The sequence below is a fragment of the uncultured Shimia sp. genome (assembly GCF_913054185.1).
Lineage (GTDB): Bacteria > Pseudomonadota > Alphaproteobacteria > Rhodobacterales > Rhodobacteraceae > Shimia.
Map to the genome: position 1 here is coordinate 1 of NZ_CAJXIV010000009.1, position 22,754 is coordinate 22,754.

At 55.9% G+C, this 22,754-nt stretch carries 21 protein-coding genes; 4 read left to right on the forward strand and 17 right to left on the reverse strand.

What is annotated here, in order from left to right; translation table 11 throughout:
• The coding region (locus QZ517_RS03315; protein ID WP_294222055.1) for an ABC transporter permease subunit at positions 1–245 on the forward strand (245 nt) is incomplete at its 5' end.
• Positions 246–375: 130 nt separating this feature from the next.
• Here QZ517_RS03315 and QZ517_RS03320 read toward each other — a convergent pair.
• Positions 376–873, reverse strand: coding sequence for a hypothetical protein (locus tag QZ517_RS03320; protein WP_294222058.1), 498 nt, complete (start codon positions 871–873; stop codon positions 376–378).
• Positions 874–898: 25 nt separating this feature from the next.
• Positions 899–1,330 (reverse strand): VOC family protein, encoded by a 432-nt coding sequence (locus QZ517_RS03325; RefSeq protein ID WP_294222061.1) that lies wholly within the window; start codon positions 1,328–1,330, stop codon positions 899–901.
• An 86-nt stretch (positions 1,331–1,416) separates the two neighbouring features.
• On the opposite strand from QZ517_RS03325, the gene QZ517_RS03330 reads away from it, so the two are divergent.
• Positions 1,417–2,328, forward strand: coding sequence for a LysR family transcriptional regulator (locus QZ517_RS03330; RefSeq protein WP_294222065.1), 912 nt, complete (start codon positions 1,417–1,419; stop codon positions 2,326–2,328).
• Between the two features lie 284 nt (positions 2,329–2,612).
• Positions 2,613–2,837 (forward strand): hypothetical protein, encoded by a 225-nt coding sequence (locus tag QZ517_RS03335; protein ID WP_294222068.1) that lies wholly within the window; start codon positions 2,613–2,615, stop codon positions 2,835–2,837.
• Between the two features lie 65 nt (positions 2,838–2,902).
• On the opposite strand, the gene QZ517_RS03340 is transcribed toward QZ517_RS03335, so the two are convergent.
• On the reverse strand, positions 2,903–3,034 hold the full coding sequence (locus QZ517_RS03340) for a hypothetical protein (RefSeq protein ID WP_294222071.1): 132 nt from the start codon (positions 3,032–3,034) through the stop codon (positions 2,903–2,905).
• Positions 3,035–3,491: 457 nt separating this feature from the next.
• Here QZ517_RS03340 and QZ517_RS03345 point away from each other — a divergent pair, with 457 nt between their 5' ends.
• Positions 3,492–3,842 carry a hypothetical protein gene (locus QZ517_RS03345; RefSeq protein ID WP_294222074.1) on the forward strand — a complete coding sequence of 117 codons (351 nt, stop codon included), beginning with the start codon at positions 3,492–3,494 and terminating at the stop codon, positions 3,840–3,842.
• A 138-nt stretch (positions 3,843–3,980) separates the two neighbouring features.
• Here QZ517_RS03345 and QZ517_RS03350 read toward each other — a convergent pair whose 3' ends face one another.
• The 14 genes from QZ517_RS03350 to QZ517_RS03415 form a co-directional block, all read right to left on the reverse strand.
• Positions 3,981–7,007, reverse strand: coding sequence for an adenylate/guanylate cyclase domain-containing protein (locus QZ517_RS03350; protein WP_294222077.1), 3,027 nt, complete (start codon positions 7,005–7,007; stop codon positions 3,981–3,983).
• Positions 6,997–8,373 carry a hypothetical protein gene (locus QZ517_RS03355; protein ID WP_294222079.1) on the reverse strand — a complete coding sequence of 459 codons (1,377 nt, stop codon included), beginning with the start codon at positions 8,371–8,373 and terminating at the stop codon, positions 6,997–6,999. Before QZ517_RS03355 ends, QZ517_RS03350 begins: the two co-directional genes overlap by 11 nt.
• A 555-nt stretch (positions 8,374–8,928) precedes the next feature.
• Positions 8,929–9,219: an antibiotic biosynthesis monooxygenase gene (locus QZ517_RS03360; protein ID WP_294222082.1), complete on the reverse strand. Its 291-nt coding sequence runs from the start codon at positions 9,217–9,219 to the stop codon at positions 8,929–8,931.
• Positions 9,220–10,833: a GMC family oxidoreductase N-terminal domain-containing protein gene (locus tag QZ517_RS03365; protein ID WP_294222085.1), complete on the reverse strand. Its 1,614-nt coding sequence runs from the start codon at positions 10,831–10,833 to the stop codon at positions 9,220–9,222. It abuts the gene before it with no gap.
• Between the two features lie 23 nt (positions 10,834–10,856).
• A complete protein-coding gene (locus tag QZ517_RS03370) occupies positions 10,857–11,867 on the reverse strand; it encodes a zinc-binding alcohol dehydrogenase family protein (protein ID WP_294222088.1) in 1,011 nt (336 codons plus the stop codon).
• Complete coding sequence (locus QZ517_RS03375) at positions 11,864–13,384, reverse strand: FGGY-family carbohydrate kinase (RefSeq protein WP_294222090.1); 1,521 nt, start codon at positions 13,382–13,384, stop codon at positions 11,864–11,866. The genes QZ517_RS03370 and QZ517_RS03375 overlap by 4 nt, the downstream gene beginning before the upstream one ends.
• Positions 13,377–14,219, reverse strand: coding sequence for a class I fructose-bisphosphate aldolase (locus tag QZ517_RS03380; protein WP_294222093.1), 843 nt, complete (start codon positions 14,217–14,219; stop codon positions 13,377–13,379). Before QZ517_RS03380 ends, QZ517_RS03375 begins: the two co-directional genes overlap by 8 nt.
• Complete coding sequence (locus QZ517_RS03385) at positions 14,210–15,934, reverse strand: glycerol-3-phosphate dehydrogenase/oxidase (protein WP_294222096.1); 1,725 nt, start codon at positions 15,932–15,934, stop codon at positions 14,210–14,212. Before QZ517_RS03385 ends, QZ517_RS03380 begins: the two co-directional genes overlap by 10 nt.
• Positions 15,935–15,991: 57 nt before the next feature.
• Positions 15,992–16,975: an aldo/keto reductase gene (locus tag QZ517_RS03390; RefSeq protein WP_294222099.1), complete on the reverse strand. Its 984-nt coding sequence runs from the start codon at positions 16,973–16,975 to the stop codon at positions 15,992–15,994.
• A 16-nt stretch (positions 16,976–16,991) separates the two neighbouring features.
• The gene (locus QZ517_RS03395; RefSeq protein ID WP_294222101.1) at positions 16,992–17,963 is read right to left on the reverse strand and encodes a sugar-binding transcriptional regulator; all 972 of its coding nucleotides are present in this window, start codon (positions 17,961–17,963) and stop codon (positions 16,992–16,994) included.
• Entirely contained in the window at positions 17,960–18,994 is a 1,035-nt protein-coding gene (locus QZ517_RS03400; RefSeq protein WP_294222106.1) for an ABC transporter permease, read from the reverse strand. The genes QZ517_RS03395 and QZ517_RS03400 overlap by 4 nt, the downstream gene beginning before the upstream one ends.
• A 5-nt stretch (positions 18,995–18,999) precedes the next feature.
• Positions 19,000–20,025: an ABC transporter permease gene (locus QZ517_RS03405; RefSeq protein WP_294222109.1), complete on the reverse strand. Its 1,026-nt coding sequence runs from the start codon at positions 20,023–20,025 to the stop codon at positions 19,000–19,002.
• Positions 20,022–21,533, reverse strand: a complete 1,512-nt coding sequence (locus QZ517_RS03410; RefSeq protein WP_294222113.1) for a sugar ABC transporter ATP-binding protein — start codon at positions 21,531–21,533, stop codon at positions 20,022–20,024. Before QZ517_RS03410 ends, QZ517_RS03405 begins: the two co-directional genes overlap by 4 nt.
• 152 nt (positions 21,534–21,685) lie before the next feature.
• Complete coding sequence (locus tag QZ517_RS03415; RefSeq protein ID WP_294222116.1) at positions 21,686–22,705, reverse strand: substrate-binding domain-containing protein; 1,020 nt, start codon at positions 22,703–22,705, stop codon at positions 21,686–21,688.
• Positions 22,706–22,754 lie beyond the last annotated feature (49 nt).

The following is a 22,754-nucleotide window of genomic DNA, read 5'->3' on the forward strand; positions in this document are numbered from 1 at the left end:
TGCCAGGGGCCCTGCCCGGCATCTTGTCTGGCCTGCGCATCAGCCTCGCGATTGCGATCATCCTGCTTGTCGCCGCTGAAATGCTGGGCGCGCAATACGGCATTGGCGCGTATATTCTTGAAGCCGGCTCGCTGTATGATCTGGAGCGGCTGTTTGCGGGCGTTGTGATCCTGTCGCTGCTTGGCGTGATTGTCAGCACGGTCATCAGCGTCATCGAACGGCGCATGCTTGGTTGGCGCACCTGAACATGAAGTCAAATGTCGGTGCGGCAGGCATCTATGCCTGAAGGAGAGCTGCGGTTAGGCAGGTTTTTCTATCAAGCTTTTGCAGGCAAACGACACGGGATCAGACGCCGAGGCGCCTGATCCGCGTTGCTTACCAAGTTGAGTCAGGGTCAACTTTGAACAGATGTTCCATGAATACCCGCGTGACAGCCTGGAGCTGATCGCTGCGGGCGTGGTCGCGCTGCAACTCAGCCGGCACAACATTCCATGTGATGGGCTCAACACCCGCTTCGATCATCGGATCATATCCGTTCAGGCCGACGGCGACGTGGCTGAAAATGATCGGAATGTCAAAGATCACAGCGGTTTTGATCAGCCCGGTTGTGTTGTTGACCAATTCCTCGTGGTCAATGTTTCTGACCCCCATCAGGATCGGTGGCTGATAATCGATCAAGATCAAGGCCGCGTTGCTCGGTGACAAAAATGGATCTTCATCCGCCGCGCGCACCGGAGTGCCCTGATACCCGTCGGGGTAACTGGCAACGCCATTGATAGTTTTGATTGCCGGTGCCTCGGCCAACGCTGGTAAGGTCGCTGCAGCCAGTGTCAGACTGAGCGCCGCGACAAGGGGTTTAAAAACTGTGGTCATCGAATTTTTCCTTTTTGGGAACAGGTTAGCCGTGCACGTGTTCGGCGATAAGTTGGGCAACGGACGGTCCGGGACCAACAAGCTCCAGTACGTTGCGATCGGGGTCTCGGATGAAGATGGTCTTGGTGCCGCGAAACTCGCGACGCCCAGTGATCGTGATGTCATTGCCAGTGACAAAGGCTTCGGTTGCTTCCGCGTCTTTCACCTTCAGCGCCAAATGCGTGATGCCGGGATATCTCGCTTTCTCGTCCATCAAGACATTTTCACCAGCCTTGGCTGTGGCTGGGCCAAGCAGGTTGATGTTGATTCCTGACGGATGCAGCATCACCAGCGGATGCCCCTGATCGAAGCCACCGTCAGCTATGAGCTCAAATCCCAGAAGTTCGTAGAACGCCACGGTTGTGTCTCGGTCGCTGATGCGAATTCCGATGTGGTCGAAAGTGCTGATCTCAATCATTGGCTTATGTCTCCTTGCGCTTGCAAAGAAGGTAGCCATGCCTGTAACTGATATTAATCCCTCAATCAGAACAGTATTTATTCCATATGGATCGCAATAGAGACCTCTTTGACGGCATGTATCTGTTCTACTCGGTGGTTGAGCAGAACGGGCTGAGCGCCGCTGCACGTGTGTTGGGCCACACTCCAAGCCACGTCAGCAAAGAGTTGGCCCGACTCGAAAACCGCCTGGGAACCCGGCTGCTCAATCGCACAACCCGCAAGATCAGCCTGACCGAAACGGGGCGCACTTACTTTGAAAACGCCCGGCGGATGATCGAAGACACACGCGCCGTCGAAGGCAGGCTCAACGCCCTTGGCGATCGGCCTTATGGTGAACTGCGGATGAGTGTGCCGGTGGTTTTTGCCCACGGATGCCTGAATTCTTGGCTTCCGGAATTTCTGGAACGCTATCCGGACATGACACTCAATATCGATATCTCTGAACGCCGAGCGGATCTCATTGAAGAAGGCATCGACCTGCTGGTCCGGATTGGCGAATTGCCGCCGTCCGACTTCATTGCGCGCGAGTTGTTCAAAACAAATGGCGTGACCGTGGCCGCTCCCAGCTACTTGAAGCGCCGGGGCATTCCTCTCCACCCAAGCGCACTTGTGGATCATGACCTGATCGATTTTTCATATCGCGGTGCGACGCAACACTGGATGTACCATGAAAGTGAACATGCCAAGCTTTCGGTGCCAATCGCTCCAATTGTACGTTGCAATGACGCCCAAACAGAAAAGGCTCTGGCTGTCGCCGGGCGCGGGATCACTCGGCTGCCTCACCTGTCTTGTCAGGCAGAACTTGAGGCCGGGTCTCTTGTGACTGTGCTTTCGGATTTTGCCCCGCCGCCTTCAGGTGTGCACGCCATATACGCAAGCAAAGACAACCTCGCGCCAAAAACCCGCGCCATGATCGACTTTCTTGTCGAGAAAAGTCGGGACGCAATGCAGCTTTAGCCTCGCGCAGCCGAGCTACTCTAAGGAGGCTGTGGTCTGCGCTTTCTGCTTGGACATTCCTCTACATGAAACCGCGCAAAGGTTCTCCCCCACACTGATGACCGCAGATCGGGGTGGGTCAGCACCCATCCGATGCGAAAACACAATGCCAGAGCCCGGGACGCGCATAATTCCGTCAAGAGCATCGACAAAAAAGCACCGCGAGGCACCCATTCTTTCGCGGCATGCACCTAATCGAACATGTTAGAGATTTGAAGCGTCACCTCCGCAGTTGAAGTTGGGCCGTGTTTGATCCAATTGTTGCCGGGATCGTTGAAAACACGCCCGATCCAATCGCCAACGGTCCGTCACTATTCAAAAGCAGGATTAGCAAAAAAATTCGGCGCGGCATGGGCAACTTTGTTAAAATCTGGCAGCCGCCGGCCCACCAAATTGTCGCGTGGATCAAGCTGGGACCGAAAAGCAACGTCAGCCACACCCTTCATCAGGCCTTCGCTCGAAACGCTTAAATGTAGTATGTTCTCAATACCCGGATATTGTCGGGAAAGTTCCACCAGAGGTGCATCAGCATATACTAGGATAACAGTGGTGGTGACGTCACGCGCACCTGCCCCGCCCACATGGTGCCCAGGCTGTCCGCCTCACGTTGCAGATCAAGGCCCTCGCCTTCGACCTTCTCTGCCTTAGCCAAGATTCGACCTGCCATCGCGCCCTTGCCAACCGCCCATTGCGTAACCGGGTGAACAGCACGGCCACAAAACTGATTTCCAAATCAGTCAGGTGGCGGGACACGGTTGAGTGACTCATCCCAAGCTCACCAATGGCCGCCGTATAAACTTGCCTCCAAACAACGCCAGAACAACTTTGATGTCATTCCATTCCAACTTGGCCATGTGTTGTCTTTCCAAATGGCGGGGTGATTATTGCCCCGGAACCCCCAATTACCAAAATTCCCATTCACTTTTCATGAACTTAAGTCAGGGGCACACAGGAGTTGGGCACCGCACATGACACGCAAAATGAACCGGACTGAGCTTAACGAGACCATTCACGCCTCAAGAGCGCGGGTGTGAGATGTGCTGTTTTCACAATAGGGCGACATCCATGTACACAACCCAACCATGGTGACCTCACATTACCTACGCGACGGCACAAGGGGCGCCTTGAACGCTGTCCGACATTGCAAGTTCCGCGAAAAATTGTTCCTCGATGAAGAGATCCCCGAAGTGAACGGCACCAACAGCTTCGCGATGGATGTGATTTCACACAACCTTCCGTTGGTGAATGACATATCGACAATTTATGAGATGACAGCCGCGGGAAAACGCGCTGCCTTACTTAACGACCTGACATTTCTGGCAATTCCACCAACGCGGGACAAGACAATGTATCTGCTGTCGGGCGGGCACCTTTTTCAATCGATGGATGAGGTGATTACGCGAGAGACCGACGTGCGGTTATCCCGTCGGCCGACACAGACCGAGTTGCAGATCCAGCCTTTGCACAGCAGGTGACGCAGGACAGTCCAAACTTATGGTGGAAAATCGATCATGCTCCGCCCCTGGCGAGCTGCGGATGACGCAATGCTCACATCGCCGTTCACCAATCCAGAAGAGGTTCGGGCCCGGTTCAGCAGTTCAGCATGATAACTTTCAAATCACATTGGTTGTCACTTCAAACTTGTCTTTTATCATATCCTGCCACAACAGCGCCCCTTGGGCCGCCGCAATGTACCAAGCCTCTTGAGCGGTTTCCAAAGCTCTTGGGGTGTCACCACGAGCCTCCTGACACAACGCCCGCGACAACATAAGTGGCGCACGGCTCTGGTTTTCGCCGGTTAGCAGCAATTGACCAAGATGGGTTTCAACCAATTTTTCAGCCTGATCTATCTGACCTATGGCCACCATGTCCTGTGCGAGATAGCTGGCAAAATGCGATTGCCAACATGAGAATCCTGTAGCCGCCCAAAATTCGAGCCCGCCTTGCATCTGCTCCACGCCTTGCCGCAAATCCCCCCGACGGGCTTTGGCCCAACCTTGTACAAATTGGGACATGGCCTGGAATTCAGGAAACCCTTGACGGGTTGCAAAACCCAGACTTGCCGCGCTGAATTCCTCCGCTCCGTCCACATCGTTGCGCAGCATGGCCATATTAAACCGTGCCAAAAGGCCAAAGCCGCGCCCATGCGGAAATCCCATTGCCTCTCCCAGCAGAGCCGACGTCTCTGCCGCCTCGCGCGCAAGGTCAAAATTGCCCAATACTGAATGGGTCAGGCCAAGATAGAAGTGGGAAAAAACGCCAAACTCCTTGAGAAACAACGCGTACAAATCGTGATGCAAATCAGGATTGTGGCGCGCTATTGTGTTGCTCAGCGTCTGCCGTGCTATGTCATTGCGTCCCTGATGCCATGCAATCAAGCCCCGCATCGTGTTGGCTGCCATGTAAGCCGCGTCAGAGGCGTCCTGTTCATTAATCAACGCAATGGCATCCGCAATTGTCATCGCGCGATCCAACCGAGCCGTTGCCCAGGAATGCAGCGCTGTGTTGTAAATCACGGGCACCATGGTGGCGTGCAAGCCAAGCTTGTCCACCAAGACCATGGCGCGCTCTTGTGTGGCACCAAAGGCAGGATTACCCGGTCCGCCGGTCACCATCTGGGTTGGACCGCGCACAGCACATAGTTGGAGCTCCATACGGTCGCGTTCTTCCCCCTCCGGTAAGGCATCAATACAGGCTAAGCCAGCCTCAAGGTGGCTCATCGCCTCAAACGCCGCGCCACGACCCGCCGCAGCAAGTGCTGCCTGCATGTAACGCATGATTGCTTCTTCATGGCGATGTGCACGGGCCAGATGATTGGCCAAAACGTGATCTGCCACCGATATACGCGCACTATCGCCAAGGAATGCATCCGCAATGTCGTTGTGCAATTGTCTTCGCCGCTCCGATGACATCACGCCATAAATCGCGTCCTGCACCAACGCATGGCTGAACATCAAACGGCTGCTGTCTTCGGTTTTCGAATGCGGCCGCTCCGCCAACGTCCCTGCAATCAGGTCTTCCGACAAACGGGAGGCGGCCTCGTTTGATAAATTGGCGATTGAGATCGCAAACGCGGGATCAAAACTGCGCCCAAGAGCAGATCCAACGGTGGCCAACAATCGCGCTTCTGCGGGCAACTGATCCAGTTTGCTCTGCACCAAAGCCGCCAAGCTGAGTGGAATTTTCCAATCCTCACCACGACCTGACCGCGCCAGCATGTCCGCGTATTCTTCTAGGAATAACGGCACGCCATCCGACTTTGCGATGATTTCGTCAATCTGCTCATCGCGTAAATCCGCGGAACCAAGGCTTTGACGCGCCAGTTCACGGGAGTCTTGATCTGACAACCGATTCAACTTCAGCAAGGTTTCACAATTGGGCGCGCCTTCACCAAACGGCGGTTCAGGGCGCGTTGTCAGAACTATGAGTGCGGCGTGATCTGCCACCTTTCCCGCAAGGATCTCCACCAACATCGCTGAGGTTGGGTCGATCCAATGCGCGTCCTCAAACTCGACGATGACAATGTCGCGCCCTGCGCCGGAGGCAAAGATCTTATCCGCCAACGTCGACAGCGCACGCCCCCGTCGCAACGGCACAGACTCCGTCTGATCAACCTCAGTTTCCGCCCCCAATGGCGACAGCAAATCCAGGAGTGAGTTCAGCTCCACGTCCGAACATCCCCAAACCTTTGAAAACAAGCGTTTGAGCTTTTTGTGGCGCTGCGCGTCCGCGTCATGAGCCCCCGTGCCCGCGATCCACTCAAGAAAGGTGGAAACCGGATACAGCGGCGTACCGCGATGCTCAGGCGAACATTGCAAAACAAAACTCGCCGCACGCTTTATCCTATCCTGCGCCAGAAAGGCTCGCGATAGCCGAGATTTCCCAAGGCCGGCTTCTGCGCTGATCACAACCCCGCTTCCGGCCCCGTGCGCGGCTTTGGCATAACAACTGTTGAGTACATCCATTTCAACAGCACGCCCAACGAGACCACCCAACTTGCGCCCCCGCAGTGCCTCAAATCGAGTGAGTAAGCCTGTACGACGGCGCTCAACTCTATAGGCTGGCTGCGGGTCCTTGAAACCCTTGAGGGTCTGAGGCCCCAGATCGCGCGCGTGAAAAAACGCACCCACAAGCGATTGTGTATCATGGCAAATCACAATCTCCCCAGCCTCTGCGAGGGCTTCTAGCCGGGCCGCTTTATTGATCGCACTGCCCACCGCATTGGCCCCAAAATCATCGCCATCAGAGCGGATCATCACGTTGCCCGAGGCGATACCGATCCGAGTTTCCATGGCCGTTGCACCGCCCGCGTCTGTCAGAGCCGCGCAAATGTCCAACGCGGCGGCAACCGTTCGAATGGCATCGTCTTCCATCGCAGAAGGAAAACCAAAGTAACAAATGATGCCATCACCCTGATATTGTGCAACAACCCCTCCATGTGCGCGGATGGTGTCGTTGCAAATTGTGTGAAATCGCCGGATCAACTGCGCATAACCTTCCGCGCCAAACTCCTCGATCCGCTCCGTGGATCCCACAAGGTCTGCAAACAGAACAGACACGCTCCGGTGTTCGGAGGCCCCACTTGTCTGAGGATTGCCGCCACGCGTGTCAGAAACGCCGGTTTCTACATCAGTGGACACTGAAACGCTCCAAAGCACGCACAGGTTTGCCTGACACATGCGGCGTTGCGCCCAACGCAAACATGATCGCCATGTCATAGTCCGTAGCAACCGGGCCGCGCCCGCCACTTTGGGCTGTGTCGCCCGGTCGGTTCTCAAACCATTGCGCCCATTGTACGGACCCCGGTTCATACAGCAGAAACGGCTCGCCATTTGGCGGAAAACTGCTGTTCGGAGAGGGATAAAGATTGACCGTAAAGGGGTACTCACCAGCGCCATGGCAACTCATGCAAGACGATGCCCCTAAGTTCTTGTCCCCCATATGGGTCCCGCGCGCCGTGATCACCCCTTGGCGGGTGGCCACATCCATAGGCCCAGCCATGCGCCCCCCCCAGCCCAGTGTGTCTTCTGTAAATGCAGGTTTATCGGGATTGACCCATGTTTCCGTGAGCCGGGCATTTGCTGGCAGCCCTTTGGGGTCTCGGTTGAACTGCGGGTCGTTGCCCCACATCGCCCCCAACGGCACAAACCGATCCCATACCGTCGGCCCATCAGCAGCGGCATCATAAACAAAGGCCATAAACACCCAGCCAGTGACGGGAGATGCCACGCGGTCTTTCACTTTGATCGACATTTGCAGCGGATGCGCCTCTACCACTTTCGGAACCGGGTTGGCTTTTTTGGTGGCCTGATCCAACGTGGAAGGCCGGAAAACCTGCCATGTGGCTGCCCCGTCCAAAACGGAGGGCCATTGCGAAATCGCCGGCGTTGTTGCCTCTGCCTTGATCACAATCGAGCCTTCTGGGAAAGACAGCGCCGAAAGATCGGCGTCGTACAAATCAGCCCAAACCGACCCAAGCATCGAGGCTGCGCGCGCGTCATAGTAGATCACCGCATGGTTCTGCACATATTGGCTTGTAGGTTGGTGCGGGGCACCAAACGACGTCGCATGAATGATTTGCCCCGTATAGGTATTCATCAGCGCTTCCCGTCCGCCTGTTGGCGCGTTTGAGCCCCCAGACCAAACCAGATCGTACCAACCAGCAGCTTTAGGGTCCCACGACGTTGGCTCATTGATAATCGTTGAAAAACTCGGCGTGATGTACTCTTTCAAAAGCAGCATGTAGTCCTGCGCAGTTTCGACCGTCAGCGGTTGTTGCAATGCCCCGCCAGCCGGAAACCGCGCATCAGGCAATGTGTCCGGGTAATCCAAATTGGCGGCGACAAAAGGACCGGCGTAATCCGAAGCGTCAGGATAGAACCCATTGTTGGATGTTAACGGGTCGCCAAACGCGCCAAAACTGCTGAGAAAAACAAGTGAGGAAGCCGCTACAATCGCCCGCGGTAAGTGATTGGGAGCGTGCAGCAAAATGGAAAATAAGCTCATGGAATCCTGCTCCTTGAACAAGACAAAAATGACAAATGCGATACTAAGATTTTATTAGAATTGATCTATTCACTGTGACCGCCACACGCGAATTCGTCAATAAAATAAGGCTTTTCACGCATTTGCCGATCAAACCGGATTGCGATCCCCCTTAGGTTGTTGGCTTACCTTAAGTCTGTCACACCCCCTGGTTTGCGGATCAACCTCATGTGGGACCTGCCCTCCTTTTGTGATCAAGCCTTCCCGAGATCAAATCACCTGGCAGCATCGCCCGGTAGACAAAGCGCCAATTGCCTCCAGGGCATCAACGCAAAGATCACCAGTAGGAAGGATGGCGGGATCAACACACCCAACGTTCCGTCGCTAAGGCATGGCGCTACATCACAGGCCTCGTGCGTATTGGCGTCGCCGCACAAGGTGCGACCAATGGATTGCATCAACTGGGGCCATTGGCGTTGAGTTTGGGATTAACGGAGATTTGGAGAAGCGCCGCGGTGTCACGCAGGCCTGATTATTTCCGTATCTGCCAACGCTCCCAAAGGAATGGGATGTATCCTAACGAACAAGCCGAAACTTTCGGGCAGACAAGCGACCAATGTTGGGCAAAACATCAAACTTGAAGGCGCGAAACACATCCGTCTCCAGGTGCTGCCGCCAGTGCATCTCCGATTGCCACACTTCATAAATCAGCCACGTTCCAATGGCGCCTTCCTCCTCACAAAGGCTGTATTGCACACACCCAGCCTCTGCGCGTGATGCTTTGGCCAACACATCAAGCTCCGCCGCCATGGTCTCCTCGTGACCGTCACCAGCCTCCACCTCAGCAACAACCACAAATACAGGCATCTAGTGCGCCTCCCGGATAAGGTCGGCGGCCTTTTCTGCGATCATAATCACGGGTGACGCGGTGTTGCCCGACACAATTTTTGGCATGATTGAGGCATCAACAACGCGCAATCCTTCAAGCCCTCTCACCCGCAAATCCGGCCCCACCACAGCGGCATCATCCGTGCCCATTTTGCAGGTGCCAACCGGGTGAAAAATCGTGGTGGCAATATCACCAATGGCAGACAGAAGCGCGTTGTCACTTTGCACCTCAGGTCCCGGGAGCATCTCCTCAGGCGCATGAGGCTCAAGCGCACTTGCGGTCATAATCTCGCGCACCTGCTTCACGGAGGTCAGGGCCACCTGCCTGTCTTTGGCAGCTGACAGGTAATTCAACTGGATGTCTGGTTGAACCTGCCGGTCCGAGGTTGAGATATGGCAACTTCCAACACTCTCGGGCCGCAAATTGCACACGGACACGGTAATGGCCGGATAGGGGTGCAAAGGGTCGCCCAATTTGTCGGTGGACAAGGGTTGCACATGGTACTCCAGATCGGGCGTCGCCATGGCCGCATCTGATTTGGTGAACATGCCAAATTGACTGGGGGCCATCGACATCGGACCAGATTGGGTGAACATATACTGCAACCCAATCCGCGCTTTGCCGATGATCGAATTGGCCATGGTGTTCAGCGTTTTGGCGTTTTTGACCTTAAACACCGTGCGAATTTGCAGGTGATCTTGCAGGTTTTCACCAACACCCGCACTCATATGGCGCACATCAATGCCGTGCTTATTCAACACGTCCGGGCGTCCAATTCCCGACAGTTCCAGAATTTTGGGAGAGTTGATCGCCCCTGCAGCAAGCAAAACTTCCGCATTGGCTTTGACCAAAGTTTTCTGCCCCTTATGGGTAAAACACACCCCCGTGACCCGCGTGCCCTCAAGCACCACATGGTCGGTATGCGCCTCAGTAAGCACACGCAGGTTGGGGCGTTTCACGGCTGGACGCAAAAATGCCTTGGACGTGTTCCACCGCACTCCGCCTTTCTGGTTCACTTCAAACAGGCCACTGCCTTCGTTGTTCCCATCGTTGAAGTCAGCCCGTGGCGCGATGCCAAATTCGCGCGCGCCGTCCTGAACCGCCTCCAGGATATCCCAACCCAAACGTTGTTTGGACACCTTCCATTCACCACCCGCGCCATGCAACGGGTTCTCACCGGCGTGGTGATCCTCCGATTTACAAAAATACGGCAAGACGTCATCCCACGCCCAACCAGCATTTCCCAATTGCCGCCAGTGATCATAGTCCGCGGCCTGCCCGCGCATGTAGATCATGCCGTTCACTGAGGAACAGCCGCCCAGCACCTTGCCACGTGGATAGACCAGCGCCCGCCCATTCAAGCCCGGCTCCTTGGCAGTTTTCATCATCCAGTCGGTGCGCGGATTGCCGATGCAATACAAATAGCCCACCGGGATGTGCACCCAATGGTAATTGTCCGACTTGCCCGCCTCCAACAAAAGCACCCGGGTTTTGGGATCTTCCGTCAGGCGGTTGGCCAGCACACATCCGGCTGTCCCCGCCCCGACTATGATGTAGTCGTAATCACCCTCTAAAGAGGTTGGAATTGTCATTTTCTTCGTCTCGGCTGTTTGGATCAGAAGGCAACCACAAGCTTGCCAATCATGGTGCCACGTTCAATTAACTCATGCGCCTCTTTCAGGGTGTCTGCGCTTAAACCATTGAGCGTGGTGGTCTCTGTTGTGCTGACGATACCGTCGTCCACCAGGCGGGCCATGCGGGCCAGTATCTGCCCCTGACGCGCCATATCCGGCGTCCCAAACAGGGAGCGTGTAAACATGAGCTCCCACATCAAAGCGGCTGATTTGCCTTGTAACGCAGAGATATCAAGCTTTTCATCGGTTTCCACAATGGTTCCGATCCGACCCTGCGGGGCGATCAAGTCACACATGGCCTCCCAATGCTGCGCGGTGTCGGCATATTGCGCGATGAAGTCCACAAACTCTCGGCCACCGGCCCGTGTGTCCGAAATCAAGTCGTGGTGGTTCACAACCTCATGCGCCCCCATCTTTCGACACCACTGCGCACTTTCCTTGCGCGACGCCGTGGCAATGACTTCCAAACCCGTGAGCTTTCGCGCCAATTGCTGTGTGATCGACCCGACCCCTCCGGCCCCACCAATCACCAGCAACGATTTACGCGACGGCCCAGAAGCCACCTGCAATCGGTCAAACAGCATCTCCCAGCTTGTGAGCGACACCAACGGCAAAGCCGCAGAAGCCTTCGGTGCCACATTGCCAGGCGCATGGGACACGATCCGGTGATCCACTGCCTGTAGTTCCGCATAAGATCCGGGGCGGTTGGCATCGCCCGCATACCACACCCGATCGCCCACCTCGAATCCGGACACATCTGCCCCGATGGCCTCAATGCGGCCAACGGCGTCATAGCCTAAAATCATCGGATCCTCATGTGGCACGTCCACAGCAGTGCGGATACGCCGTTTGGCGTCTGCCGGATTGACCGAGATGGCTTCCACCGCCACCAAAAGATCCATAGCGCCAATTTCAGGCGTGGGCATATCAACCTCAAACAGGCTGTCGGGGTGCTCGATTGGCAGAGAGTTTACAAAACCAATGGCTTTCATGAGTTGTCCTCCAGAGAGCGCATCTGCGCCCAGATAGGTTGCATTGCGTCTGACAGGGTCGCAAAAATTTCGGCACGTTTTTGGTAGTGCGCGTGCATCGCCGGATTGGGCGCAAACGTCTGGCGTGGGCGCGTCATTTTGGCGATGCCATCGGCGTAATCCGCCACCAGTTCCACGGCCACCGCAGCGCCAATTGCGGCACCCAGCGCGCCAGTTTCCTGCGCCTCCGCCACCACGATAGGCACGCCCAAACAATCCGCAAACATTTGCGGCCAATGGGGGCTACGAGCGCCGCCGCCTGACAAGATCGCACGGTCGATTTTCACTCCGGCATCTTGCAAAACCGCAATGTGACGACGGTGCTCAAACATCACCCCTTCAAACAGGGCGCGCAGCATGTGGCCTTCGGTGTGCCACCCTGCCACCCCATAAAACCCGGCGCGAAATTCTGCGCCCTGCCCAGAGCCATAAAGAAACGGGTGAAAAAATGGATCATCCAAGCGCGGCGCAATTTCCCCAACGCGTTGGTTGCAATAGCCAAAAGGATCGTCGTGATGGGCGCCCCGCTCGACAAATTCACGGACATACCACTCCAGATTCACCGCAGAGGTGGCGCTTGCTTCGATATTGACAAACTGGCCGGCGCCAAACGCGCTGACCATAAAGACGCTGGGATCAACCACAGGCGCGTCAGAGAACACCTGATTGATACTCCAGGTGCCCGCAATAATGGAGGCATCGCCCGCACACCCTGCCCCAGAGCCCAACGCACTGGAGACCACGTCAAAATAGCCCCCGATCACAGGTGTGCCTTCGGCCAAGCCGGTGACTTTTGCAGCCTCGGCTGTGACATGACCCGCAATATCAGCGGGATCGATCAGGCAAGGCAACATCTCTTCTGCGTCAGCCAAGCCGTACAGCGCCAAAAGTTCCGCGTCATAAGTGGCCTGAGGCATCCGCGTAAAGCCACAGCCGGACATGTCGGAGATGTCACTGACCCGCGCGCCAGTCAGTCGGTTGGTGATGAAATCTTTGCACAACAGCACCGTGCCAGTGGCGGCGTAGAGGTCCGGCTGATGCCGCTTCACCCATGCCAATAGCGCAGGGGTTTGCGAGGGCCATGGTTTTTGCAAGCAGAGCTCGTGTAAGCGCTCCCCATTGGCCTGCGACAGCTCCTCAGCCACAGACGCTGCCCGCGTATCCAGAGATTGGATGCCAAGCAACGGCGCCCCGGCTTTATCCAGCAAATAAAGCCCGTTGCCATGTCCGGCACAGCCAACCGCTGCAATCTGCTTCGACGCAATTCCAGCCTCCGCGATACAGGCGGCAATCACAGTGCCTGCATTTGCCCAAAGCTCGCCCAAATCACGCTCAACGTAGCCTGGCTGTGGCGTGCTGGTCTGACCGTCCAACACCTGCATCGCAACCTGGCGGCCTTCAAGATCAAACAGCACCGCTTTGATCACGGTGTTGCCTGCATCCAGACCCAGAAGGTATTTTTGCGCTGCTTCACCCACGGTTATAGATATCCCATGCTTCATCCCCCGACGCGCCGGAGTGGATCAGCGCCATCAGCGCAGCAACCACAGCCTTCGGATTGTCATGCTGATAGATATTGCGGCCGTAGACCATCCCCTGCGCGCCTTGGGCAATTAGTTCTGCAGATTTTTTCAGCACGGATTGCAGATCGTCTTTGCCGCCGCCGCGCACCAGCACCGGCACCCGAGCAGCCTCAATCACGCGATGAAAATCCTCAGCGTTTTCAGTGGGGTCAGCTTTGATGATATCCGCACCCATTTCTGAAGCCAAGCGCACAAGCGTCACAATTTTCTCAGCATCGCCATCAACTTGATAGCCACCGCGCACGTCATTGGGCAGCATCACCAGCGGCTCAATCATCAAAGGCATGCCGTATTTGTCACAGGACGCCCGCACACGGCTGATGTTTTCCACACACTGACGGAACAGCTCTGGCTCGTCAGGCAACATGAACAGATTGACCACCACTGCCGCCGCATCCATTTCCAGCGCGCCAATAATGGGCTCATCGGCGTTTTGCAGCATCGACCACATCACCCGGTGGCGTTGGTCGTTGTAGGGGTTGCCCATGTCGATGCGCATCACCAACGCGGGCTTGTCCTTTTCGGGGCGGCTTTGCAACAGATCGGCCTGACCATAGGCACATTGGATCGCATCCGGCTTGGCCTTGATCAGCGTGTCCATCACACTTGGCATATCTTCCAGACCCACCATGAAGCTGGGCTCGTTACAGACGCCATGGTCAATTGCCACATCAAGACACCCGCCATTTGTGAACATGCGGTTCATCCGCGCTTTAGTGCTTACGCGCATTTCATACTCCATTGTTTTGTACGTTCGGCCAGCATCTGCGGGGTCACCCCGTAGAAGTCTGACAATTCTTCGATCAGTTGCGTTTTCTGTGCTGTGGCTTGCGCAGCCGACAAGGCCATCTCCTCTGACAACACCTGCGCCAGCTCCTCGATGAGCCCTGAGGATATCTGCCCGGTGATCGCCAAAGAGGTGCGTCGCAATGCAATGTCAGCGAGCGTCTGAACGTGTTCATCGGTGATAAGGCGACGTATCTCAGCTTTCGAATACTGGACACCTTCGCCAAGGGAGATATCCCCCCCAAAGGAGGCGCAGACCTCCTGGACCGAAGCTGCTGCACTTCCGTAGTGCGAGATCAAATGCTGCGCCCGATCCGCGCTGATATCAAAGCGGTGCTGCAAAGCTTGGGTAAGCACCTCAGGCCGCTCAGGATAGCCTTTGCCGCCGCCAATTGCCAAACCTCGCGTGTCGCGGCGCCGGGGCTTGCCCAGTTCCTGCAAAACCATGTCGGCGGTCTGTTCCGCAAAGGCACGAAATGTTGTCCACTTGCCGCCAACCATACAAAACTGGGGCACATCTCCGGGCAGCACTTTTACGTCATGGCCACGGGAAATTCGCCCAGTGAACTCCTGCGTGCTCTGCGGCAACGGCCGAATGCCCGAATAGCTAAACACAACGTCAGCTGCGGACATCTCGATATTGGGAAACACCAACCTCAACGAGTCCAGGATGTAGCTGAGCTCATCCGCTTCGCACCGCACCCGGGCGGCCTCTTCCACCCGAATATCGGTGGAGCCCGCCAGAACTTTGCCCTGATACGGGAACACAACGCACACCCGCCCATCCGCGTTCTCAAAATAGGCCATATGGCCACCCAGCGCCTTTTCCAACGCAGGGTTGTCGATGATCAGATGGGAGCCTTTGGTGCCGGCAACCATCTTTTTCTCAGGTGCGCCCGCCAAGTTTGACACGGATTTGTCCAGCCAAGCGCCCGTTGCATGCACAATTGTGCGGGGTTCAATGCCCCAACTTTTGCCGGTGCGCTGACAAGTCAGTGTGTAAGTGTCTCCAGATTTCTGCAATTCGGCATAATTCAGGGCGACACAATGTGGCGCGGCGTCACTCACATCGGAAATCATCTCCAGACACAGCCGTTCCGGATGCGAAATCCACGCATCGTAATAGACCGCCGAACATTTGGCCTGTGTCGTGATGTCAGGCCAGCGCTTACGGGTTTCCGCCCCGCCAAAAAACGCATGTCTTGGCACCGCTCGACTTTTCCGGGTCACCCAGTCATACAACCCCAGCCCCAATTTGATCGGCAGCGCACCGCGGCTTGACGGTTTGCCTTGCCGCCCCAAAAAGCTCGCCGCAGAATTGAGCACGCCCGAAAAAAAGGAGGTGATTGGGATCACCGTTGGCAGCGGCTTCACCATATGGGGAGCATTGCGCAGCAACGCATCGCGCTCCTGCAATGACTCCCGCACCAAATCAAATTCACCGTTTTCCAGATAGCGCAGGCCGCCGTGGATCATGCGAGACGGCGCCGCAGAACAGCCTGAGGCAAAATCGTTTTTCTCCACCAGCAAAACGCGCAGCCCTTGCAGCGCCAGGTCTCTATAGACTCCGATCCCATTCACTCCGCCGCCAACGACAACAACGTCAAAGGCATTGTTATCTTTGATCAAAGCCAGGTTATTTTGGCGTGCGTCAGACATAGCTTTCCCGTTCACCGCAGCACATGCGATGTTGCAAAGGTTTCATTGTGACGAGGGTTACTCGTCGAGGTCGGTCAGGTTCTTTTGAGCCGCAGCACTGATGATTTCGAGATCGTCGCTGCTCAGTCGCAAGCGCCCAGCCTTGGCGTTTTCTGCGGCTTGACCCGCGTCACGCGCACCACAGAGTGAAAAGGTTATGCCCGGTTGTTGCACGGTCCAAGCGATGACCGTTTGGGCGCAGGTGGCCCCATGTGTTTCCGCAACTCCTGAAATGGCCTGCATGAGCTGCGCCACTTTCTGGCGGTTGGCCATCGAGAAGCGCGGGTTATCCTTGCGTTGGTCATCGCCCTCAAACACGCGATCCGGGCCAATTTTGCCACTTAGCAGACCCAGCGCGAGCGACGAATAGCTCAGGATCGACACACCTTGTTCAACACACAGCGGCGCCAAAGTGGTGTCCAGATCGCGCTTGATCATCGAGTACTCTTCCTGCACCGCATCCAATTGACCTGCGGCGAGATAAGCTTTCACGTCCTCTGGCGCGGTATTGCTGGCGCCAATCGAGCGGATCTTGCCTTGGGTTTTGAGCAGTTCCAAAGCTTCCATGGTCTCTTCAACCGGGGTTGTCGGATCCTGCCAATGGGTGATGTAGTGATCGATCACATCTGTGCCCAAACGTTTCAGGCTCTGCTCCACCTCATAGATGATCGCATCTTTCCCCAGATAGCGATGCACCGGCCCGCTGTCGTAATCAAAGAAGTGATTTCCCTTTTGCGTGTGCCAGACCAAGCCGCATTTGGTGGCCAAAACCACCTTGTCACGCCGTCCTTTTAGGGCCTTGCCAACAATCTCCTCAGCCACGCCTTGCCCGTAGGCCGGCGCCGTGTCGATCAGGCTGATGCCTTCGTCAATCGAGGCCTGAATGGCTTTGATGGATTTGGCCTCATCGGTGCCCCCCCACATCCAGCCACCAATGGCCCAGGTGCCCAGCCCAATGGCAGAGGCCTGGATACCGGAGCGGCCAATTTCACGCGTCAGCATGTTATGTTCCTGTCGATCAAGCATTGAGCACTTCCTCTTTCAGCAAGGCGGTTGCGGTGTGCTCGTCAGTGACAAGCGAATTGAAATAGCCACCATTCAGCGCAGCGGCGATGGGTTCGACCTTTTCGGCCCCCGACGCAATGGCAATGGTGACGGGAATGCGGGCCAATTCTTGCGGCAACAGCGCCACAAGACGGGAGTTGTAAGTGTTGCCGGAGACGCTGCCGTCTTCCTGAATAAGGTGGCCCAAAAACTCGCTGCGCACCCCGGTTTTGTACAGGCGTCTGCGTTCCACCTCTGAGACGGGGTGGGCCATGTAATATGTGCTATCCGCACCAACCACTGCGCCGATCCCAACCACAGCCACATTGGCACTGCGGGCCTCACTCATGACCTCGCGCACAGACTTAACCGACATCACCAGATCGCGCTCCCCCTCGGAATCCGCATGCAATGGCGCGTGAATAAGCCGCGCGCGCCCCGACAACTTGTCGGCCAGCTGCGTGGTGATGTGGTTGACGTCGGTGTAATGCTGCCCTTGAACGCCGCCGGTCATTGGCACCACTTCAATGTCATATTCGGCGCTGGCAGACAGGTTTTCGATCATAACGCTGAGCGTTTTGCCACCCGAGACCGCAATCTTGTCGCCGTCCCGGATCGCATCCAGCAACAGGTTTGCAGCACCTTTGCCCACTTCGGTTAACGTCGATGTCTCACTGCCCGTCACAGATGGTACCACCAAACACCGCTTCAAAGACCAGCGATCCGCAATTTCACGTTCCAGATCAAAAAAGCGCATCAACGGGCTTTTGATCGTGATCTGCACCATGCCAAGCTCTCGGCCCTGCTTGATCAGACGGTTCACTTTGGCGGTTGAAAGCTCCAACGCTTTGGCGATGTCAGATTGCGCACGTTCTTCTTCGTAATGCATCGACAACACACGCACGATCAGCCGCATTTGTTCTGGATTTGGGGTCAGGGAACTCACGATACTTTGCCCTTTTGACTAACAAGGTGGTTGGTGGCTGCCGCTGTCAAAAGCGCCGCGCCAATTACAAGTGTTTGATAATACGCAGGGACAATCGTCAACATGCCCACTGTCAGCGCCATGATGATCAGCGCACCGACAAAAGAGCGCAACACCCGCCCCTCGCCACCGCTGAACGCCGTCCCGCCAAGCAGAACCACCAGGATCGCGGTGAGTTCCATCCCGTCGCCAGACAGCGGGTCCCCCAGAGACATAAAGCTGGATCGGGCGATCCCAGCCAAGGCTGCGGCGACACCAACGATGACATAAAGCAGGAAAACCGTGCGTCCGGTATTGATGCCAGAAAGTTTGGCAGCAGTTGGGTTGCCGCCTGTTGCGGCTGCGTATTTGCCAAGCTTGCCGCGGTTTTGCACAACAATCAGCACCAGCGTCACCGCCACAGCAACCCAGAAGGCAGCCGGCAATTTGAGAAACACCCCGTCCCGGCCATAGTCGTTGAACCACGCTGGCATTTTTAATCCACCACCGGATTTGATCGCCGAAACCCCGTCCTGCACCAACAAAAGCGCAATGCCTTTGAACAAACTCAACGTAATCAGTGTTGCAATCACCGGCGTGATATTGAGCCGCACAACCAAAATCCCATTGATCGCTCCCAACACCGCACCTGCCAGCATTGTCAGCAAAAAGGCGGGCACAAACGGCATGCCATTGATCGCCAACATCGCATAGATCACCGCCGTCAGCCCCATTGTACTGCCAATGGACAAATCGATGTAGCCTGACACCATCAGCAATGTGAACGCACCAGCGACCACAAGAATGGGCGCAGACACACGCAGAATATTGATGATGTTGCGCTTGTTGAGAAAGTTGCCGCGCTCAAACAAAGCAAATTGATCCAAATTAGCCAGGCTGAGCAGCGCCACAACAGCCACAAGCACAAAGTAGATATAGTAGTTGCGCAGGAAGTTGGCCGCACCAGACGTGACGCTCAGTTCCGCAGTTTTGGATTGAGATGACATCGACATTGTACTCACTTATTCCGACGGGCCAGCGCCCAGGTTTGTGTGACAATCGCGAGGAACACGGCCACCGCTTTGAGAATGAACTGCCAGTCCGGCGAGAGCACCAATCCGGTGGCCGCAGAGGTGACCACCGCGAGAATGATGGCCCCAAAGAACATGCCAATCACGGAGCCAAAGCCGCCTGCAATGGCAACGCCGCCCAGCAATGCGATGACCAGGGCATCAAACTCCATCAGCAGGCCACGGTTGGAAAATCCGGACTTATACTCAGACGCCAGAAGGATCCCAACGACCCCGGCAATACCGGCACTAAACAGATAAAGCTTGGTGATATGGCGCGCCCGATCAATGCCAGACAGGGTTGCGGCTTCTGGGTTGGCGCCAATCCAATAGGTGATGCGACCAAACACCATTTTCCGCTCCACAAAGATGGCAACCACCAACAACAGCCCCATAAGCACCACGGGAAATTTGATTGATGTGCCGAACACACTCAGATTTCCAAGATACCCAAAAGCCTCTGGCAAGTTTGTGTTGCGCTGAGAGCCGTGAGTGATGACCTGCGCAATGCCCCGCGCCACCATCATTGTGCCCAAGGTGACAATGATTGATGGGATGCCAAATCGCACCACAAACAACGCGTTCAGCGCCCCAATGGCCAAAGCCCCAAGCAGGGCACATGCAATCGCCAGCCCATAAGGCAGCCCCAGCCCTGTGGACAGCGCATTTGCGCCCTCCGTGCTTTGGGCAAACCAGACCGACAAGACCCCGGACAAGGCCACAATGCCGCCCACCGACAGGTCAAAATTGCCAGATACCAACAGGAAGGACACCCCCACACCAAGCGCAATCACCGCCCAATTGTTGGTGACCAAATTGACCACGTTCTGCCATTGGAAAAAATTGGGTACCAACAGCGAGGCAATCAGAAAGAGACTGATCGCAACCGCCGCCACAAGGGACGAGATGAACCCTTCGTCGCTCATCTTAGACCGCGTTGGCCGTGTAGGGAGAGTGTCTGTCACGCTGCTCATCGTGCGTCCTCGTCTTGACCACCGGTCACCACATTCAAAATATGGGCGATATCCACATTTGGGCCGTTTTCGATTTCTTCCTGAAGACACCCGTCAAACATCAAAAACACACGGTCACAAATGCCAAGAACCTCTTCGAGCTCCGAGGAAAACACCGCCACCGCGTTGCCTTCGTTTGCCAGGTCTTTTATGATTTCATAAATTTCAGTCTTTGCGCCAACATCCACGCCGCGCGTTGGCTCATCCAACAGCAGCAGGTCTGCTTGCGAAAACAGGCACTTGGCCAGAACAACCTTTTGCTGGTTGCCGCCAGAAAGCTTTTCTGTGTGTTTCTCAATCGAACTGGTCGCGATGCCCAGCTGAGTGACAAATTCCTCGGCCGCAGCGCGCACGTCCTCAGCTTTGAACACACCGTTTTGCGTCACCCTTGGCAGGTTCATCACCGGCACGTTTTCACGAATGGTCAAACTGGTGAACAGGCCCTGCGTGCGGCGTTCCTCCGGCACCAGCGCAATGCCTTGGGCAATTGCCTCTTTGGGTGTTTTACCGCCGGGTTTGCCGTGAAATATGACCTTGCCGTCAAAGGTGTCTGCGCCAAACAACGCCCGTGCCACCTCGGTTTTTCCGGCCCCGACCAGCCCGTAAAACCCAATGATCTCACCTTCTTTGATGTCAAAGGACACATCTTTCAGAAGCTTGGTGTTCAGACCTTCGGCCTTGAGCACCACTTTGTCCCCGATCTTGCCGCGCGGTGAATAGCTCTGAAACACCGTCCGACCAATCATCAATTCAATCAATTCCGCGCGTCCGTCCACGTCGCTCAGCGGGCAGGTGGTGATATGTTTGCCGTCCCGCATAACCGTGACCGTGTCACCCAATTCAAAAATCTCGTCCAGCTTGTGGGAGATATAGATCACCGTGACATTGTTTTCGCGCAGTCGCCGAATAACTGTGAACAAACGCGCCACTTCGCGCTCTGACAGCGCCGCTGTGGGTTCGTCCATAATGATAATATTCGCACCGGATGATGCCGCGCGTGCAATCTCAACAATCTGTTTTTGTGCGACACTCAAGGTCGACACCCGCGCAGCCGGATCAATCGCAGGCTCAATCGTGGCCAAAGTCTGGGTCACTCGGTCTTCAAGGTCCGACTTCACAAAGAACCCAAATCGGCTTTTCTCCATGCCCAAGGTCAGGTTCTCAAGAACGGTCAACTCATCAACCACGTGCAGTTCTTGGAACAAAGTTGCGATCCCGCCGTCACGCGCTTCTTGCGGACTGGTTGGGACATAAGCCTTACCATTCACCGTCATTGCGCCGGCCGTTGGCGCAAGTGCGCCCGTCAGCATCTTAACCAGCGTTGATTTGCCAGCACCGTTCTCCCCCACCAAACAGTGCACAACACTGTTTTGAATAGAAAATGTGACGTTGTCGACAGCCCGGACCCCCGGATAATCTTTTGTCAGCCCGTCAACGGAGAGCACCGATATTTTCTGCTCTTCGGTCATGCCTGCTTCCCCCTGGCTCGAAGCACTTCATCTCAACTTGCGGCGCCTCAGCGTTGTGTGCTTGCCGCTATTCTCAAACAATATTGGCAAGCTGGCGATCCCTATGACCCATCCCCGGTCACGTCAGAACCGCCAGCCGCCTTAGTGTTGGCTTAGCCGCCGAACTGGCTGTCCAACCACTTCTCCGCGTCTGCTTTGTCCATTGTCCAATTGGAAATGGTATACGCTTTGTAGAAGAACTCTTCAGCGGTGTCCGATTGCGGCGCAACCTTACCCTCAAGCACGTCCATGATCAGGTCGATACGGCCCATCGCTGTTTCCAGCGGTGGCAAACCCATGGACACTTTCAGGCTCGAGTCCGGATCAAACACATGGTCAACTTCAACCGCGTCAAAATCCACGCTGGCCACGATCTCTGTCAACGGCTTGCCGTTTTCAAACTTGCCACGCCCAAGTTGGGACAGGCCCGCCATGGTGCCAACGGTCAGGTTTGACGCTTCCGAGTAGATCAGGTTCACTTCAGGACGCTGGGTCAACAGGTCAACAATGATCTGCTTGGCCGCCTCCTGGCCTTTGCTGGAGTCCAACGCACCGAGGTTTTCGGCCGTCGCATCCACGGACAACACACCTTCAACAAACGGCGCTGTGCGTCCAGAGTTGACCTCAGTGTGGTTTGGCCAACCAAGCTGTACCATCACAATCGGCTTGTCGGGATGGGCCTCTTTCCATGCGGTCGCCATTTGGGCGCCCATTTCAAACGACACCGACGCTTCATCGCTGCGCGCCGTTGGAATGCCCGTGTCGGTGATGGGGCTAAAGAAGGAGGTCATGACAATGCCCTCGTCCAGCGCGTCCATCACACCAGGCGTTGCCGCCTCAGCATCCCAAATGTGCAACGTTGCCGCGTCAAAGCCACCAGCAACAACCTGATCAACGTTTTGGGTCATCACCGCACTGTCGGCCTGACCGTCAAACACAACAACCTTTGCGCCATACTCCTCCATCGCGTACTTCTCAGCAGCCGCGGCCTGCGACTGGTGAAACACGTTGGACAAGTCTGAAACAAAAAACGCGATACGCTTACCATCGTCTGCAAGCGCCGCCCCTGCCGATATCGCCAAGGATGACACCATCAACGTGGTCGCCATTAGTTTCTTTCCAAAGATCCCCATTACACACTCCTCCTATGCATTGGATCACAGAGATGACAGTCACCTCCCT